We start from the raw sequence: 14,778 nt of genomic DNA on the forward strand, positions 1-14,778 counted from the left end.
CGACGCCGACGCGGCTCTGCTTAAAAAACAGGCGTGCCTACATGAAGAGCGGCTGGCTCTCCATCCCCTTGTACAGCCCGGCGACGAACTCTCCGTAGCCATTGTAGATCCGAGTCGGGATGCGCTCGCGGGTGCCGATGACGGTCTCGGACGCCTGGCTCCAGCGCGGATGCGGCACGTCCGGGTTCACATTCGCCCAGAAGCCGTATTCGGACGCCTGCAGCTGCTGCCAGAAATTCGCCGGCTGCTCCTCGACGAAGCTCACCTTGACGATCGACTTGATCGATTTGAAACCGTATTTCCACGGCGTGTGCAGGCGGATCGGCGCGCCCATCTGCTTCAAGAGCGGCTTGCCGTAGACGCCGGTCACCATGAAGGCGAGCTCGTTGTTGGCCTCGGCCATGGAGAGCCCCTCGACATAGGGCCAGGGGTAGAAGGGCTGGTTCTGGCCCGGCGCCATGGCCGGATCGAGGAACGTCTCCATGCGGATGTATTTCGCGCCCGAGAGCGGCTTCGCATAGGCGACGAGATCGGCGAGCGGAAAGCCCGTCCACGGCACCGTCATCGACCAGGCCTCGACGCAGCGATGGCGATAGACCCGCTCCTCGAGCTTCATCGCCTTCAGGAGACCGTCGATGTCGACCGTCTTCTCCTTCTCGACCAGGCCGCCGAACTGGATCGTCCAGGGCCGCACCTTCAGTGCCTGGGCCGCGTCCGCGAGCTCCTTGTCGGTGCTGTATTCGTAGAAGTTGTTGTAGTGGGCGTTGATCTCTTCCGGCGTGATGTCGCGCTCGATCGTGTAGCGCGGATTGCGCTTGGCGGGATAAAGCCCTGAACTCGGATCCTCGTCGGCGGCGCGCGCGAAACGCGGCAGGGCGGCGGCCGCCAGCCCGAGCCCGCTGGCGGCGAGAATCTCGCGGCGATTGAGAAACACCGCCTCCGGGGTGGCGCTGCTTTCAGGTATCTCCCAGCCACGTTTGCGGCGAATGAGCATGGTCGTCTCCATTCCGGTATCGAGCCCTGTCGGCAAATACGTAGGACCGGAGCAAAAGGGTTCAAAATCAATTCGCCGCGTTCGATCGGCTGCCTTGGCTCCCGCTTGCCCTCCCCTTGCCTCCCCTTGCCTCCCCCTGGGCTCCCCTTCGGCTCCCCGCCCGCCCGATGCTCGCTCCGACGGCGCCATCGACCCTTGCCATCATGCGCCCCGCAGACTAGGTTCCGCGCCGCATAAATCCCTTATGTTTTCCACTTTCGGAGCCCAAAATGGCCTTCCTCGCTGATAGCCTCGCCCGCATCAAGCCGTCCGCGACCATCGCGGTCACGAACAAGGCGCGCGAACTGAAAGCGGCTGGCCGTGACGTCATCGGCCTCGGCGCTGGCGAGCCCGATTTCGATACCCCGGAAAACATCAAGGAAGCCGCGATCCAGGCGATCCGCGAAGGCAAGACCAAGTACACCGCCGTCGACGGCATCCCCGAGCTCAAGGCCGCCATCGCCGCCAAGTTCAAGCGCGAGAACAACCTGACCTACGCCCCGAACCAGATCACGGTCGGCACGGGCGGCAAGCAGGTGCTCTACAACGCGCTGATGGCGACGCTGAACCCCGGCGATGAGGTCATCATCCCGGCGCCGTACTGGGTCTCCTACCCGGAGATCGTGGCGCTCGGCGGCGGCACGCCGGTCGAGATCGTCGGCCCGCAGTCGACCGGCTTCAAGATCGGTCCGGAGGCACTCGAAGCCGCGATCACGCCGAAGACCAAGTGGCTGATCCTCAACTCGCCGTCGAACCCGACCGGCGCCGGCTACACGCGCGCCGAGCTCAAGGCCCTCGCCGACGTGCTGCTCAAGTATCCGCATGTCTGGATCATGACCGACGACATGTACGAGCACCTCGTCTTCGACGGCTTCGAGTTCGCCACGATCGCCGAGGTCGAGCCGAAGCTCTATGACCGCACGCTGACCGTGAACGGCGTCTCCAAGGCCTATGCGATGACCGGCTGGCGCATCGGCTATGCCGGCGGCCCGGTCGAGCTGATCAAGGCGATCGGCACGATCCAGTCGCAGTCGACGTCCAACCCCTCCTCCGTCTCGCAGTGGGCGGCGGTCGAGGCGCTGAACGGTCCGCAGGACTACATCCCCGAGAACGCCGAGATCTTCAAGAAGCGCCGCGACCTCGTCGTCTCGATGCTGAACCAGGCGAACGGCATCGTCTGCCCGAACCCGGAAGGCGCGTTCTACGTGTTCCCGTCCTGCGCCGGCACGCTCGGCAAGACGACGGCAGGCGGCAAGCTCTTGAAGACCGACGAGGACTTCGTCACGGCGCTGCTGGAAGAGGAAGGCGTCGCCGTCGTCCAGGGCTCGGCCTTCGGCCTGGCGCCCTACTTCCGCATCTCCTACGCGACCTCGACCGAGGCGCTGGAAGAGGCCTGCACGCGCATCCAGCGCTTCTGCGGCAACCTGCGCTAAGACAAACATGACGGGCGGCCGCCTCGCGGCGGTCGCCTCCCTTGCGCGACTGAAGCCGAAACTCGTCCACCGGAGACAATCCCATGCTGACGCTTGACCACGTCTCGATCACGGTGACGGACCTCGATCGCTCGACGCGCTTCTACGAGGAGCTGTTCGGGCTCAAGAGCGTGCCCCGCCCGGCCTTCACCATTCCCGGCACCTGGCTCGCCTGCGGATCGCTGCAGGTCCATCTCGTGCTCAATCCGGAAGGCACCTTCCGCACCCGTCCCGGCATCGACAATGGCGACGTCCATTTCGCCTTCCGGACGGACGATTTCGACGGCATCCTGGCGCACCTCACCGAGCGCGGCTTCGACGAGCACGCCCCGGCCGACGCGGCCAACTACCTCTACGTGCTGCGCAGCGGGCGCGCGGGCTATCCGCAGCTTTATCTCCTCGATCCCGACCGCAACATCATCGAGATCAACGGCGCGCCGCTTCGTCCGGCGTAAGCGGCGCTTTGATCCTTGCCCGACATCGACTATTGACGCTTAAGGTCGAGGGGACGGGCAATGATGGCTAGCCAACTGGCACTACTGTTTTCGCTGCTGCACATCGTCCTGGCCGGGGCGGTGACGGTGCACGCCCTTTTGACCCGGCTGAACCCGCAATCGACGATTGCGTGGATCGGCCTCGCCTGGCTGTCGCCCTATGTCGGGCCGCTGCTCTACCTGATGTTCGGCGTCAACCGCGTCCGCCGCAAGGCGATCAAGATGTCGGACGCCGGCGAGGACGTCGAGCCGCCGGAATCGCGATTCGTGCTGTCGCCCGCCGACGTCGCGCATGGCGACGACGAGCATCTGGAACCGCTGGCGAAATTCGGCCTCCGGATCACCGGGCGGCCGCTCTTGGCCGGCAACTCCATCACGCCGCTCGTCGATGGCGACGTCGCCTATCCCGAGATGGTGCGGGCGATCGACGCGGCGCAGGCGAGCGTCGGCATCTCCGGCTACATCTTCCATGACGATAGCGGCGGCGCGCCGATCATCGACGCGCTGATCGCGGCGCATGGGCGCGGCGTGGAAGTGCGCGTGCTGCTCGACGGCATCGGCGGCGGCTACCTGAAGAACCTCGCCTATCAGCGCCTGCTGACGGCGGGCGTGCCGGTCGCGCGCTTCCTGCACGAGGTCGCGCCCTGGAAGATGTCGTTCATCAACCTCCGGAACCACAAGAAGGTCATGGTGACGGATGGCTGCCACGGCTTCACCGGTGGCATGAACATCAGCGGCGGCAACCTCTTCCGCAAGATCAAGACCCCGATCGACCGCGCCGTCCAGGACGTGCATTTCCGCGTCGAGGGGCCGGTCGTCTCCCATCTCATGGAAACCTTCGCCGAGGACTGGGACTTCACCACCGGCGAGCTGCTGAAGGGTCCGAACTGGTTCCCGGCGATCGGGGCCGCCGGCTCGATCCCGGCCCGCGGCATCGCCAGCGGGCCGGACGAGGACAATGAGAAGCTGATGTGGACGATGGCGGCGGCGATCGGACGCGCCGAGCGGCGGATCCGCATCGTCACGCCCTATTTCCTGCCCGACGACCGCATCACCTCGCAGCTCGCCCTCGCCGCGCTGCGCGGCGTTTCGGTCGAACTGCTGATTCCCGGCCGCTCCGACCAGCGCTACATGGACTGGGCGATGAACGGCTCGCTCTCGCCGCTGATCCGCTCCGGCGTGCAGATACGTCGGGCGCAGCCCCCGTTCGATCACTCCAAGCTGATGACGGTCGACGACGCCTGGGTGCTGTTCGGCAGCGCCAACTGGGACGCGCGTAGCCTGCGGCTGAACTTCGAGTTCAACGTCGAGGCCTATCAGGACACCTTCGCCACCAAGATCAACGCGCTCATCGACGCCAAGACGGTCGATGCGCGGCTGGTGACCGTGGCGGAGCTGCGCAACCGCCCGCTGCCGGCGAGATTGCGCGACGCGGCGGTGCGGCTGCTGACGCCCTATCTCTGACCTCGAAGCGTTTTCAAGCGAAGTGGGTCCGGTTCGCGTCAGGAAAACGCGACCAAACAAATAGCTACGGCGGCGTCAGAGCCAGCCGCGCCGCTTGAAATAGAGGAAGGGAACGAGCGCCGAGATCGCCATGATCGCGAGCGCCAGCGGATAGCCATAACCCCAGCCGAGCTCCGGCATGTCCTTGAAGTTCATGCCGTAGATCGTGCCGATCAGCGTCGGCGGCATCAGGATGGTCGAGGCGACGGTGAGCACGCTCACCACCTGGTTCTGCTGGTTGGCGACGAGGCCGAGCGTCGCGTCGAGCAGGAAGGTGATCTTGTTCAGCACGAAATTGACGTGGTCCTCGAGCGAGCGCACGTCGCGCAGCGCCAGCTTGAGGCGCGCGCCATTGCCGTTCTTCAGCGCCTGATCGGGCAGCATGGCGGCGGCGTACTGGGCAAGGCGCTCCAGCGAGGCCAGACTTTCGCGCGCCTTCGAGGCGAGATCGCCCTGCGTGCCGATCGCGCCGATGAGCACCGCCAGCCGCTTGGAGCGCAGGCGCTCGCTGGGCTTGCGCGTAAAAATCTCGCTGTTGATGCGGTCGACATGCTGGGCGATGTGCTCGAGCACGTCGGCGGTGCGGGCGATGAACGCTTCGAGCAGCCCGTTGAAAATGCCGACCACCGTGCCGCAGCCGCTCTCCGGCTTGGGCGCCACGGCGAGGAACTGGCGGAAGGCCTTCATCTCCTCGTAGCGCAGCGTGACGATCTTCGACTTCGAGACGGCGAAGGTGAACGGCGTCAGCACCGGATGACCGACGTCGAGGCCGGCGAGCACGCTGGCCGTCATGAACACCACGCCGTTCTCGACATAGAAGCGGCTGGAGAACTCGATCTCCTGCGATTCTTCCCGCGTCGGCACCAGCGCGCCGAGGAAAGCCTCGGCGGCATGCTCTTCGTCCGCTGTCGGAACATAGAGATCGATCCATCCCGCCGTCGCGGCGAAATCGGTCTCGGCGGGGGGAAGAACGGTGGGCCCGGTGGCGGTGACCGCGTAGGCTGTCAGCATCAGCAACTCCAGGGCGTTAACCGAACGGCAAGACAAGTGACACGGGACACTTGCCCAACCGCATTTGGTTTGTCATGACGAGTGCAGTGCACTTCGGTGGATCGAATAGCCGGGAGAGTCGTTATCATGGCCAGTATCTGGTCGCCACCAGGGTTGGCCGCCATATATTCCGGTTGCCACTGAAGTAGCCCCCCGGACGGCGTCTGGCAGCGGTGACGCTGCTCGGCGTAACATGAAAGGAACAATTCATTATGTCCAAGTTTGTTTCCATCAAGCGCGTTGCGGCAGCTGTGGCGATGACCCTCGCCGGTCTCGGCGTCGCCAAGGCCGCCGACCTGACCACGGCGCCGGTTTACGAAGACGGCCGCAACGGCGTCCGCATCGGCACGCTCACCTGCGACATCAATTCCGGCCTCGGCTACATCATCGGCTCGGCCAAGGAAGTCGCCTGCACCTTCGCTCCGTATGGCGGCGGCTCCGAGCAGTATATCGGCAACATCAAGAAGCTCGGCGTCGACCTCGGCTGGACCAAGCAGGGTCGCCTGGTCTGGGCCGTGTTCGCGCCGACGGCCGGCTATCACCGCGGCTCGCTCGGCGGCCTCTATCTCGGCGCGACGGCGGAAGCGACCGTTGTCGGCGGCGTCGGCGCCAACGTCCTGTTCGGCGGCACCCGCGGCTCGATCGCCCTGCAGCCGATCAGCGTGACCGGCCAGGTCGGCCTCAACGTCGCCGCCGGCGGCGCGGCCCTGCTGCTCGACCCGGTCAACTAAGACCAACACCGGTCCCGCCGCCCTAGCGGGCGGGATCGCTCGGATTTTCATCCCCCGGGATGACGAGGCCCGCGCCGACCGGCGCGGGCCTTTCGCATTTCCGCTTCCCCGCCTTGCCACATCCGCCTTTCCCTGAGACGATCGACGGGCGGGCCGGATCTCTGGCTCCGGTTCACGCATCCAAGACATGAGAATGATCAAAGAACATTTCATGAACGGAGGAAGCGATGACGAACCAGAACGGAGGTGGTGTCGGCAGAAGTGCCGGCCCCAAGGCGATCGCCCTGGTCGGCCCCTTCGGCAGCGGCAAGACGACCCTGATGGAAGCGATGCTGGCGCGCACCGGCGCGATCCATAAGCAGGGCATCGTCGGCGACGGCAGCGCGGTCGGCGACAGCGCCCCGGAAGCGCGCGCCCACGCCATGAGCGTCGAGCTCAACGTCGCCGAGACCAGCTTCATGGACGAGCGGATCACCCTGCTCGACTGCCCCGGCTCGGTCGAGTTCAGCCATGAGGCGGAAGCCGTTCTGGACGCCGTCGACTGCGCCATCGTCGTCGCCGAGCCGGACGAGAAGAAGATGGGAGCGCTGCAGCTGATCCTGAAGCGGCTGGAGGCGCGCGGCATTCCGCGCATCCTGTTCCTGAACAAGATCGACAAGAGCGACAAGGGCGTGCGCGAGACGCTGGAGCTGCTCCAGCCGGCGAGCGCCGTGCCCCTGCTCCTCCGCCACATCCCGATCCGCCAGCACGACGTCGTCACCGGTTTCGTCGACCTCGCCCTGGAGCGCGCCTTCGTCTACCGCGAATATGCGCCGAGCGAGTTGATCGACATGACGGACGAGATCCGCGTTGCCGAGGCGCGAGAGCGATACGCACTCCTGGAAAAACTCGCCGACTATGACGACGCGCTGATGGAGGAGCTGCTCGAGGACGTCGAGCCGTCGCGCGAGCATGTGCTCGCCGATCTCGTCGCCGACATGCGGGCAGGCCTCGTCTGCCCGGTGCTGATCGGCTCGGCGCTGCACGCGCATGGCATCGGGCGCCTGCTGAAGGCGATCCGGCACGAAGTCCCGGATATCGCGGCGACGGCGGAACGGCTTGGCCTGCCGGAAGGCAACGAGACCGTCCTTCAGGTCATGAAGACGCTCCACACCGGCCATGCCGGCAAGCTCTCCGTGGCGCGGGTTCTGCGCGGCACGATTTCCGACGGCACCGAGCTGGTCGGCCCCGAGGGTTCCGTCGGCCGGGTATCGGGCTTGCTGCGCCTGCTCGGCCCGCAGGCCTCGAAGCGCGAGCCGGCCTCGGCTGGCGAAGTCGTCGGCCTCGGTAAGCTCGACGGCGCGGCAACGGGCATGACGCTGGCGACGGGCAAGCAGCCGCCGGTCCAGCTGGCGCCGCTCGCAACGCCGGAGCCCGTGATCGCCCTCGCCGTCCAGCCCGGAGAGCGCAAGGACGAGACCAAGCTCTCGGCCGCCCTCGGCCGGCTGGCGGAGGAAAACCCGTCGCTGGTCATCAGCCAGGACGCGGAAACCAGCGAGATCCGGATCGGCGGCCAGGGCGAGATGCACCTGCGCGTGGCGATCGAGCGTCTCGCGGCGCGATACGGGCTGAAGGTCGAGACCCGCCCGCCGACGATCCCCTATCGCGAGACCATACGCGGCGAGGCGTCGGTGCGCGGCCGGCACAAGAAGCAGTCCGGCGGCCACGGCCAGTTCGGCGACTGCGTGCTGCAGATCCGGCCGCAGCGGCGCGGCGAAGGGTTCCTGTTCGAGGACGAGATCACCGGCGGCGTCGTGCCCCGCAACTACATCCCCGCGATCGAGGCCGGCGTGCAGGACGTCCTGCAGAAGGGACCGCTCGGCTTCCCGGTCGTCGATGTGGCGGTCAAGCTGACGGACGGCTCCTATCACGCGGTCGATTCCTCCGACCAGGCCTTCCGCACGGCGGCGCAGATCGGCATGCGCGAGGCGCTGGAGGCCTGCACGCCGGTCCTGCTCGAACCGGTGCTGCATGTCTCCGTCTCGGTGCCGTCGGAAGCGAGTTCCCGCGTCAACATGATGGTCACTCAGCGCCGCGGCCAATTGCTTGGCTTCGACGCCAAGCCGGAATGGCCCGGCTGGGACGTCGTCGAGGCCGAGATCCCGGAATCCGAAATGCGTGGCCTGATCGTCGAGCTTCGGTCGGCGACGGCCGGCGTCGGCACCTATTCCAGCCGTTTCGACCATCTGGCGGAGCTCAGCGGCCGGCTGGCGGAACAGGTTTCGGTCAAGAAAGGCACCCGCGCGGCCTAACCTCGGCCGCTTCGTTCGGGGGGCCTGTGGCTCCCCGAACCCGCCTCAATACCCGCACAGGCTGTATTCGTTAAATTTGATCGCTCTTCTTCGCTCTTCCTCAATGCTTTGCTGCGATAGCAAGCGAAGAAGCGACAATCAGGACAACCTGTGGTGCATCGACTTCCCCTTCCGCTGGTCTCGTTCGTGTCCGGCTGCGTGCTCTTCGCGGTGGCGGCCTGGACCGGCTTGTGGCTCATGCAGCTCGCGGAGAACGCCCCGGCCTTCTGGCCGGTCAACGGCCTGCTCGTTGTGCTGATCCTGTCGCTCGGCCTCCGCCAGGCCGGCTGGGTGCTCGCCGGCGCGGCCGTCGGCGGCGTGCTGCTGCAGACGGTGGTCGGCGCCGGAGCGATGGGCCTCGCCCTGACCGCCTCGGACCTCCTCGAAGTCGTCTTCGTCGTCTACGCCGCGCATCGGCTGCGGCTGCCGGGCTCCGGCCTCGAAAGCATCTTCAACGTCACCGTCCTCGTCGCCATCCTCTCCACCGGCGCGATCCTCAGCGCGCTCTCCGCCTCCGCCACGCTCGCCTGGTATCGGGACGTTCCGATCGGCGACACCTTCCCGGTCCTCTGGCGCCTCAACGCAGCCAGCGCCGCGATCATCCTGGCGCCGTTCTTCGCCTGGGTGAAACCGGGCCGCATGGATCAGTTCCGGCGGGCCTTGCGGCGAAGCGAATGGCCGCTCGTCCTGGAATTCCTCGCCATCGTCGCCGTGGCCGCCGGCGCCATCCTCGTGATGCGCGACACCGGCGTGTCGATGATCAGCTTCTTCACCGCGCCGCTGCTCTGGTGCGCGATCCGCTTCGGGCCGCCGGCCACCGCGTCTCTCGGCTCGGCGATCTCGCTCGCCATCATCCTGCTGATCGTCGCCGGCGAATGGCCGCGCGCCTACAACAACACGTCGATCGCCTGGCAGTTGCAGCGCACCGAGCTTGCGCTGAGCCTGAACGCCATTCCGCCCCTATTCGTCGCCGCCGCGCTCGCCGGCCTGCGGAAGGCGGCGCGCGACCTCAAGCGAAGCCAGGAGCGGCTGCGCTATGCGCTGGCGGGTTCCAGCGAGGGTGTCTGGGACTGGAACATCAACACCGACGAGACCTATTTCAGCGACGGCTGGTACGCGATCCTCGGCTATCAGCGGCACGAGCTCAAGGAAGTGGTCGACACCTGGGGGGCGCTGCGCCATCCCGACGATACGGCGGAGACGGCCCGTCGACTGAACGACCATCTCGAGGGTCGATCCCCCCGCTACAGCGTCGAACAGCGCCTGCGCCACCGGGACGGGCACTGGGTCTGGGTGCTCGATCGCGGCGGCGTCGTCGAGCGTGACGCGGAAGGCAACCCGACGCGCGCCGTCGGCACGCTGCTCGACATCTCGCGCCGGCGCGCCCGCCAGGAGGAGCTCGACCGCCGCGCCCATCACGACGCCCTGACCGGCCTCGCCAACCGCGCCTCGCTGACCGAGAGCTTCCAGCGCTGGAACGAGGAGAAGCGCAGCTTCTGCTTCCTCCTCATCGATCTCGACGACTTCAAGCCGATCAACGACCTCTACGGCCACCAGTTCGGCGACCATGCGCTGCTCGCCATCGCCGATCGCCTGCGCGCCTGCCTCGGCAAGCGCGACATCGCCGCCCGCATCGGCGGCGACGAGTTCGCGCTGCTGATCGAGTCACGGCTCGGCGAGGCGGAACAGACGGCGCAGCGGCTGATCGCCCGCATCTCCGAGCCAATCGGCTTCGCCGACGCCGTCGTCTCGACGGGCGCCAGCATCGGCATCGCCCAGGTCGCCGGCGGCAACCCCGATTTCGAAGGCGCCTATCGCCGGGCCGACATCGCCCTCTACGACGCCAAGGCATCCGGCGGATCGAGCTATCGCATCGCGGACCAGCAGCAGCGCGCCGACCATCCCCGAGGCGACCAGGCCGTCTCAGCCCTGCTTGCGGTCGCCGGTGTAGAGCCAGCCGACGACGCCTGCCAGGATCGCGAAAACGCCGCAGAGCACGGTAGCGGCTGAAAAGCCGGCGATCGTCGCGCGCGCCCAGAGCGCCGCCGCCTCGGCGGGATCGACGCCGGTGAGCCGCTCCAGATTGCCGCCGAAGCCGGCGGAGCGCACCATGGCCGCCGTCTCCGTTCCGGCCGTGGCCAGCACACGCTCGAAACCGAAGCTGACGGCCGCGCCAAGGCTCGCAACGGCGAGGAGACCGGCGACGCGCGCCACGGCATTGTTGATGCCGGACGCGGCGCCCCTCCGCTCGTCCGGCGCCGCATTCATCACGGCCGTCGAGAGCGGCGCCACGGTGATGCCCATGCCGAGCCCCATCACCAGCATCGTCGGCACCACCGCGATCCAGAAGCCGCCCTGCGCGACGGCCGGCGCCAGCAGCAGGAAGCCGATGCCGGTCAGGATCGGCCCGACGGTCAGGCAGGGCCGCACGCCGGCCTTGTCTGCCAGCCCGCCGCCGAAGCGTGACAGCACCGCCATCACGATGACGAAGGGCAGGAAGACGGATCCAGCCAGCGCCGCCTTGTAGTGGTGCGCCTGGATCAGCGCCGTCGGCAGGAAGAACAGCGCTCCGGCCAGCGCGAAATAGAGCAGCAGCGTCAGGACATTGACGCCGGCGAACATGCGGCTCCTGAAGAGGTCGAGCGGCATCATCGGCGACGGCGTCCGGGCCTCGTAGAACACGAAACCGGCCAGCACCAGCGCGCCCGCCAGCGTCAGCCCCGCCGCGACCTCGAACTGGAAGCCGGACTCGGTGCCGAGCCGCGTCAACCCGTAGGTCAGCAATCCGAGGCCAAGGACGGCGAGCAGGCCGCCCGTCCAGTCCATCCGCACGGCGGCGGTCGGGTTGTCGGCCGGCACCTTGGCACGGCAGAGAAGCCAGGCGGCGACGGCGATCGGGACATTCATCAGGAACAGCGCCCGCCAGGAGCCGAGATCCACCAGCGCGCCACCGAGGATCGGGCCGATCGCCGGGGCGATCGACGAGGCGGCGGCCCAGGTGCCGATCGCCCGCCCGCGCATGGCGGCGGGATAGTGCTGCGTGATGAGGGCGAGCGAACCCGGCACCATCATCGCCCCGCCGATCCCTTGGATGGCGCGCGCCAGGATCAGGCTCTCGGGCGACCAGGCCAACCCGCAGGCCGCCGAGGCGACGCCGAACAGGATGATCCCGAGCATGAAGACCCGGCGCAGCCCATAGGCATCGCCGGCGGCGCCGCCGAGCAGCGTGAAGGCCGCCAGCGTCAGCGTGTAGGCGTTCGCCGTCCATTGCGCCTCGGCGAAGCTGGCGTCGAGATTGGCGCGGATCGCCGGCAGGCCGACCGTGACGATCGATCCGTCCATGAACGCCATGCCGGAGGCGAGGATGGTGGCGAGAAGGACATAGCCCCGCCCATCCGCGACGGCGTTATCCGACATCGTCCTGCCCGCCTCGCCCAAGCCTGCCTCCCTGGCAAATGGTTTTCCCACTCTATCCGACATTCGCGCCGACGGCTCGGGGGCCGTGTCGAGTGCCGACGAATTGATCCGCGGGGCGCCCGGCAGAGCCGTCCGCGCGCTTGAGACGGAGCCGTCGCGCCCTAGGCTTCCATCAAGCGGGACCGGAGCCGAACTCGGTGGAGCCAGATCCAATCCAGACAACGACAGACAAGCCAGCAGACGGCGGCCCGCGCCGCCGGCGCCATCGGCCCGAACGCCCCGGGGCAAACCGCCCTTCCACGCCGATCCATCTCGGGACCACGTCGACGACGTTGCCCGGCAGAGGTCGGCCCGCGAACGGAGACGCGACATGCCGCACGCTCGAACCCTTCTGGCCGCAGCCGTCTTTTCAGCCCTGGCTCCAGGGCTCGCCCGGGCCAAGGACCTGCCCGTCGATCTGGAGCTGGTCCTCGCCGTCGACGTGTCGCGGTCGATGGACGCGGAAGAGCAGGAACTGCAGCGGCAGGGATACATCGCCGCGCTGCGCCATCCCGACGTGATCGCCGCCATCCAGTCCGGTCCGCTCGGCCGGATCGCCATCACCTATTACGAATGGTCCGGCGCCAATTCGCAGCGGATCATCGTTCCCTGGAGCATGATCGAGGACGGCGAAGGCGCCGACGCGGTCGCGGAGCGGATCAGCCCCGGCGAAGTCTATGGCCGCTACGGCACGTCGATTTCCAGCAGCCTCCTGTTCGGCGCCGCCCTGTTCGAGCACAACGGATTTGCGGGCGCCCGTCGCACGATCGACATCTCCGGCGACGGCCCCAACAATATGGGCCCGCCGGTCACCCCGATCCGCGACGCCGTCGTGGCGCGCGGCATCACCATCAACGGCCTCGCGATCACGCTGCGCGAACCGCGCCAGAACGGCTCCGCCGCCTTCGATATCGACAATCTTGATCTCTACTACCGCGATTGCGTGGTCGGCGGCGTCGGCGCCTTCATGGTGGCCGTCACGTCCGTCGGGCAGTTCGAGGAGGCGATCCGGCGCAAGCTGGTCACCGAAATCGCCGACAAGGGCCCGGTCATCCTGCCCGTCGCCGACCAGCGGGAGGTGCCGCAGGCTGACTGCCTGGTGGGTGAATCGATCGGCAGTCCGAAGCTCTCGCGCTGACGGGAACCGGCCCTGCCGGGCCGGCTGTGGCAGCGAAACGGTTGCGCGAAGCGCCTGCCTTCGCCAAGGTGCGGTCTGTTTCCAACCCTTGGCGAGGCGATCGAACCCGTGCGCATCCTGCTCAGTCTTCTTCTGCTTCTCGTCGCGGCGCTGCCGGCAACCGCCCAGACGGCAGCCCAGGCCAAGGTCGAGAAGCAGTTCCAGAGCTGGCTGGCGACGACGGTCCGCGCCGATGCGGCAGCGCGCGGCGTCTCGGCCCGCACGCTCGACAGCGCGCTCTCGGGACTGACGCTCGACTGGTCGCTGCCCGATCTCGCGCCGCCCGGCTTCCCGAAGAAGCGCGAGGAGCCGCAGCGTCAGGCCGAATTCTCCGGCCCGGCCCGCTATTTCAGCGAGGCGAAGGTGGCGGCGCTGGCGAATGGCGGACAGTCGCTGCTCGCCAAGTGGTCGAAGACGCTCGCCAAGATCGAGAAGACCTATGGCGTCCCCGCCTCGATCGTCGTGGCGGTCTGGGGGCGTGAATCCGGCTTCGGCACCGCCAAGCTGCCCTACCCCGCCATCCGGGCGCTGGCGACCGAAGCCTTCATGGGCGCGCGCAAGGCGAACTTCTATCCGGAATTCCTCGCCGCGCTGCAGATCCTCGAAGGCGACCACATCCCGCTTGCGGACATGCGCAGTTCCTGGGCCGGCGCCCTCGGCCAGCCGCAGTTCCTGCCCTCGAAATATCTGACGCTGGCGGTCGATTTCGACGGCGACGGCAAGCGCGATATCTGGAACTCCGTTCCCGACAGCCTCGCCTCGATCGCCAACTATCTGCGCCAGAACGGCTGGCAGCCGGGCGTCGGCTGGGGCGTCGAGGTCGTCGTGCCGGCGAATGTCTCCTGCAGCCTCGAGGGACCCGAACAGGGCAAGCCGCTCGCGGTCTGGGAGAAGATGGGCATTCGCCCGGTCGGAGGCGGCAAGCTCGCCGGGCGCACGCCCGAGCGCATCGGCCACCTGCTGATGCCGGCCGGACGGCATGGCCCCGCCTTCATCGTCTCCTCCAATTTCTACGTGCTGAAGAGCTACAACGAGTCCGATCTCTATGCCCTTTTCATCGGCCACCTGGCCGACCGGCTGCGCGGCGCGGGCCCGCTCAGCGCCGCCTGGGGGGACGTCGGCGGCTTCCAGCGCTCGGATGTGCGGGCCATGCAGGAGCGGCTGGTGAAGCGCGGCGCCGATGTCGGCAAGGTCGACGGGCTCGTCGGCTTCAAGACCCGGATCTCGATCGGCGCTTGGGAGGAAGCGAACGGCCGGCAGGCCACCTGCTTCCCCGATGCCGGGCTCCTGCAGGCGATCCGCTGAGCGAGCGACAACCCCGACGCGACTGATGCAGAAACAGCGCGCCGCTGCGGAAGCTGACGTCGGGGACTACCGAATCGGGCCGAACAGGACTAGGTTAAGGGCGTCATCAACAATCGAAAGGAGGTGGTCTAGTGTCTCATTGTCTTTCACCGCGTATGTCGGCTGCAATGGTCCGGATCTCTGCCTTCGTAGGGGTTTGCGCCGCGTGACCGGCTTTCCTCCGGCTA

11 protein-coding genes are annotated in these 14,778 nt (G+C 67.4%); 8 read left to right on the forward strand and 3 right to left on the reverse strand.

From position 1 onward, the window contains the following. Positions 1-37: 37 nt before the first annotated feature. Entirely contained in the window at positions 38-994 is a 957-nt protein-coding gene (msrP, locus tag K32_RS15850) for a protein-methionine-sulfoxide reductase catalytic subunit MsrP (protein WP_201400447.1), read from the reverse strand. Positions 995-1,263: 269 nt separating this feature from the next. Between msrP and K32_RS15855 the strand changes: the two genes are divergently transcribed. From K32_RS15855 to K32_RS15865, 3 genes are all read left to right on the forward strand, one after another. Then, positions 1,264-2,466: a pyridoxal phosphate-dependent aminotransferase gene (locus K32_RS15855; RefSeq protein ID WP_201400448.1), complete on the forward strand. Its 1,203-nt coding sequence runs from the start codon at positions 1,264-1,266 to the stop codon at positions 2,464-2,466. Between the two features lie 83 nt (positions 2,467-2,549). Beyond that, positions 2,550-2,960 carry a VOC family protein gene (locus tag K32_RS15860; protein ID WP_201400449.1) on the forward strand — a complete coding sequence of 137 codons (411 nt, stop codon included), beginning with the start codon at positions 2,550-2,552 and terminating at the stop codon, positions 2,958-2,960. 60 nt (positions 2,961-3,020) lie between these two features. Further along, positions 3,021-4,463 carry a phospholipase D-like domain-containing protein gene (locus tag K32_RS15865; RefSeq protein ID WP_201400450.1) on the forward strand — a complete coding sequence of 481 codons (1,443 nt, stop codon included), beginning with the start codon at positions 3,021-3,023 and terminating at the stop codon, positions 4,461-4,463. A 75-nt stretch (positions 4,464-4,538) separates the two neighbouring features. Here K32_RS15865 and K32_RS15870 read toward each other — a convergent pair whose 3' ends face one another. After that, on the reverse strand, positions 4,539-5,513 hold the full coding sequence (locus tag K32_RS15870; protein ID WP_201400451.1) for a magnesium transporter CorA family protein: 975 nt from the start codon (positions 5,511-5,513) through the stop codon (positions 4,539-4,541). 251 nt (positions 5,514-5,764) lie between these two features. Here K32_RS15870 and K32_RS15875 point away from each other — a divergent pair, with 251 nt between their 5' ends. From K32_RS15875 to K32_RS15885, 3 genes are all read left to right on the forward strand, one after another. After that, the gene (locus K32_RS15875; protein ID WP_201400452.1) at positions 5,765-6,283 is read left to right on the forward strand and encodes a DUF992 domain-containing protein; all 519 of its coding nucleotides are present in this window, start codon (positions 5,765-5,767) and stop codon (positions 6,281-6,283) included. Between the two features lie 227 nt (positions 6,284-6,510). Next, positions 6,511-8,574, forward strand: coding sequence for an elongation factor G (locus K32_RS15880; protein WP_201400453.1), 2,064 nt, complete (start codon positions 6,511-6,513; stop codon positions 8,572-8,574). A gap of 153 nt (positions 8,575-8,727) precedes the next feature. Next, positions 8,728-10,623 (forward strand): sensor domain-containing diguanylate cyclase, encoded by a 1,896-nt coding sequence (locus K32_RS15885; RefSeq protein ID WP_201400454.1) that lies wholly within the window; start codon positions 8,728-8,730, stop codon positions 10,621-10,623. On the opposite strand, the gene K32_RS15890 is transcribed toward K32_RS15885, so the two are convergent. After that, positions 10,537-12,030: an MFS transporter gene (locus tag K32_RS15890; RefSeq protein ID WP_201400455.1), complete on the reverse strand. Its 1,494-nt coding sequence runs from the start codon at positions 12,028-12,030 to the stop codon at positions 10,537-10,539. The two genes, K32_RS15885 and K32_RS15890, sit on opposite strands and share 87 nt — an antisense overlap. 370 nt (positions 12,031-12,400) lie before the next feature. Here K32_RS15890 and K32_RS15895 point away from each other — a divergent pair, with 370 nt between their 5' ends. Both K32_RS15895 and K32_RS15900 read left to right on the forward strand, forming a co-directional pair. Beyond that, a complete protein-coding gene (locus K32_RS15895) occupies positions 12,401-13,207 on the forward strand; it encodes a DUF1194 domain-containing protein (protein WP_201400456.1) in 807 nt (268 codons plus the stop codon). 108 nt (positions 13,208-13,315) lie between these two features. Next, the gene (locus tag K32_RS15900) at positions 13,316-14,551 is read left to right on the forward strand and encodes a lytic murein transglycosylase (RefSeq protein ID WP_244669543.1); all 1,236 of its coding nucleotides are present in this window, start codon (positions 13,316-13,318) and stop codon (positions 14,549-14,551) included. The last annotated feature ends 227 nt before the right edge of the window (positions 14,552-14,778 follow it).

The organism is Kaistia sp. 32K, assembly GCF_016629525.1.
In the GTDB taxonomy this organism is placed as follows: domain Bacteria; phylum Pseudomonadota; class Alphaproteobacteria; order Rhizobiales; family Kaistiaceae; genus Kaistia.

Excerpts from the sequence above, each read along its gene's own strand:
- msrP (WP_201400447.1), bottom strand. The coding sequence starts at position 994 with ATGCTCATTCGCCGCAAACGTGGCTGGGAGATACCTGAAAGCAGCGCC.
- K32_RS15855 (WP_201400448.1), top strand. The coding sequence starts at position 1,264 with ATGGCCTTCCTCGCTGATAGCCTCGCCCGCATCAAGCCGTCCGCGACC.
- K32_RS15860 (WP_201400449.1), top strand. The coding sequence starts at position 2,550 with ATGCTGACGCTTGACCACGTCTCGATCACGGTGACGGACCTCGATCGC.
- K32_RS15865 (WP_201400450.1), top strand. The coding sequence starts at position 3,021 with ATGATGGCTAGCCAACTGGCACTACTGTTTTCGCTGCTGCACATCGTC.
- K32_RS15870 (WP_201400451.1), bottom strand. The coding sequence starts at position 5,513 with ATGCTGACAGCCTACGCGGTCACCGCCACCGGGCCCACCGTTCTTCCC.
- K32_RS15875 (WP_201400452.1), top strand. The coding sequence starts at position 5,765 with ATGTCCAAGTTTGTTTCCATCAAGCGCGTTGCGGCAGCTGTGGCGATG.
- K32_RS15880 (WP_201400453.1), top strand. The coding sequence starts at position 6,511 with ATGACGAACCAGAACGGAGGTGGTGTCGGCAGAAGTGCCGGCCCCAAG.
- K32_RS15890 (WP_201400455.1), bottom strand. The coding sequence starts at position 12,030 with ATGTCGGATAACGCCGTCGCGGATGGGCGGGGCTATGTCCTTCTCGCC.
- K32_RS15895 (WP_201400456.1), top strand. The coding sequence starts at position 12,401 with ATGCCGCACGCTCGAACCCTTCTGGCCGCAGCCGTCTTTTCAGCCCTG.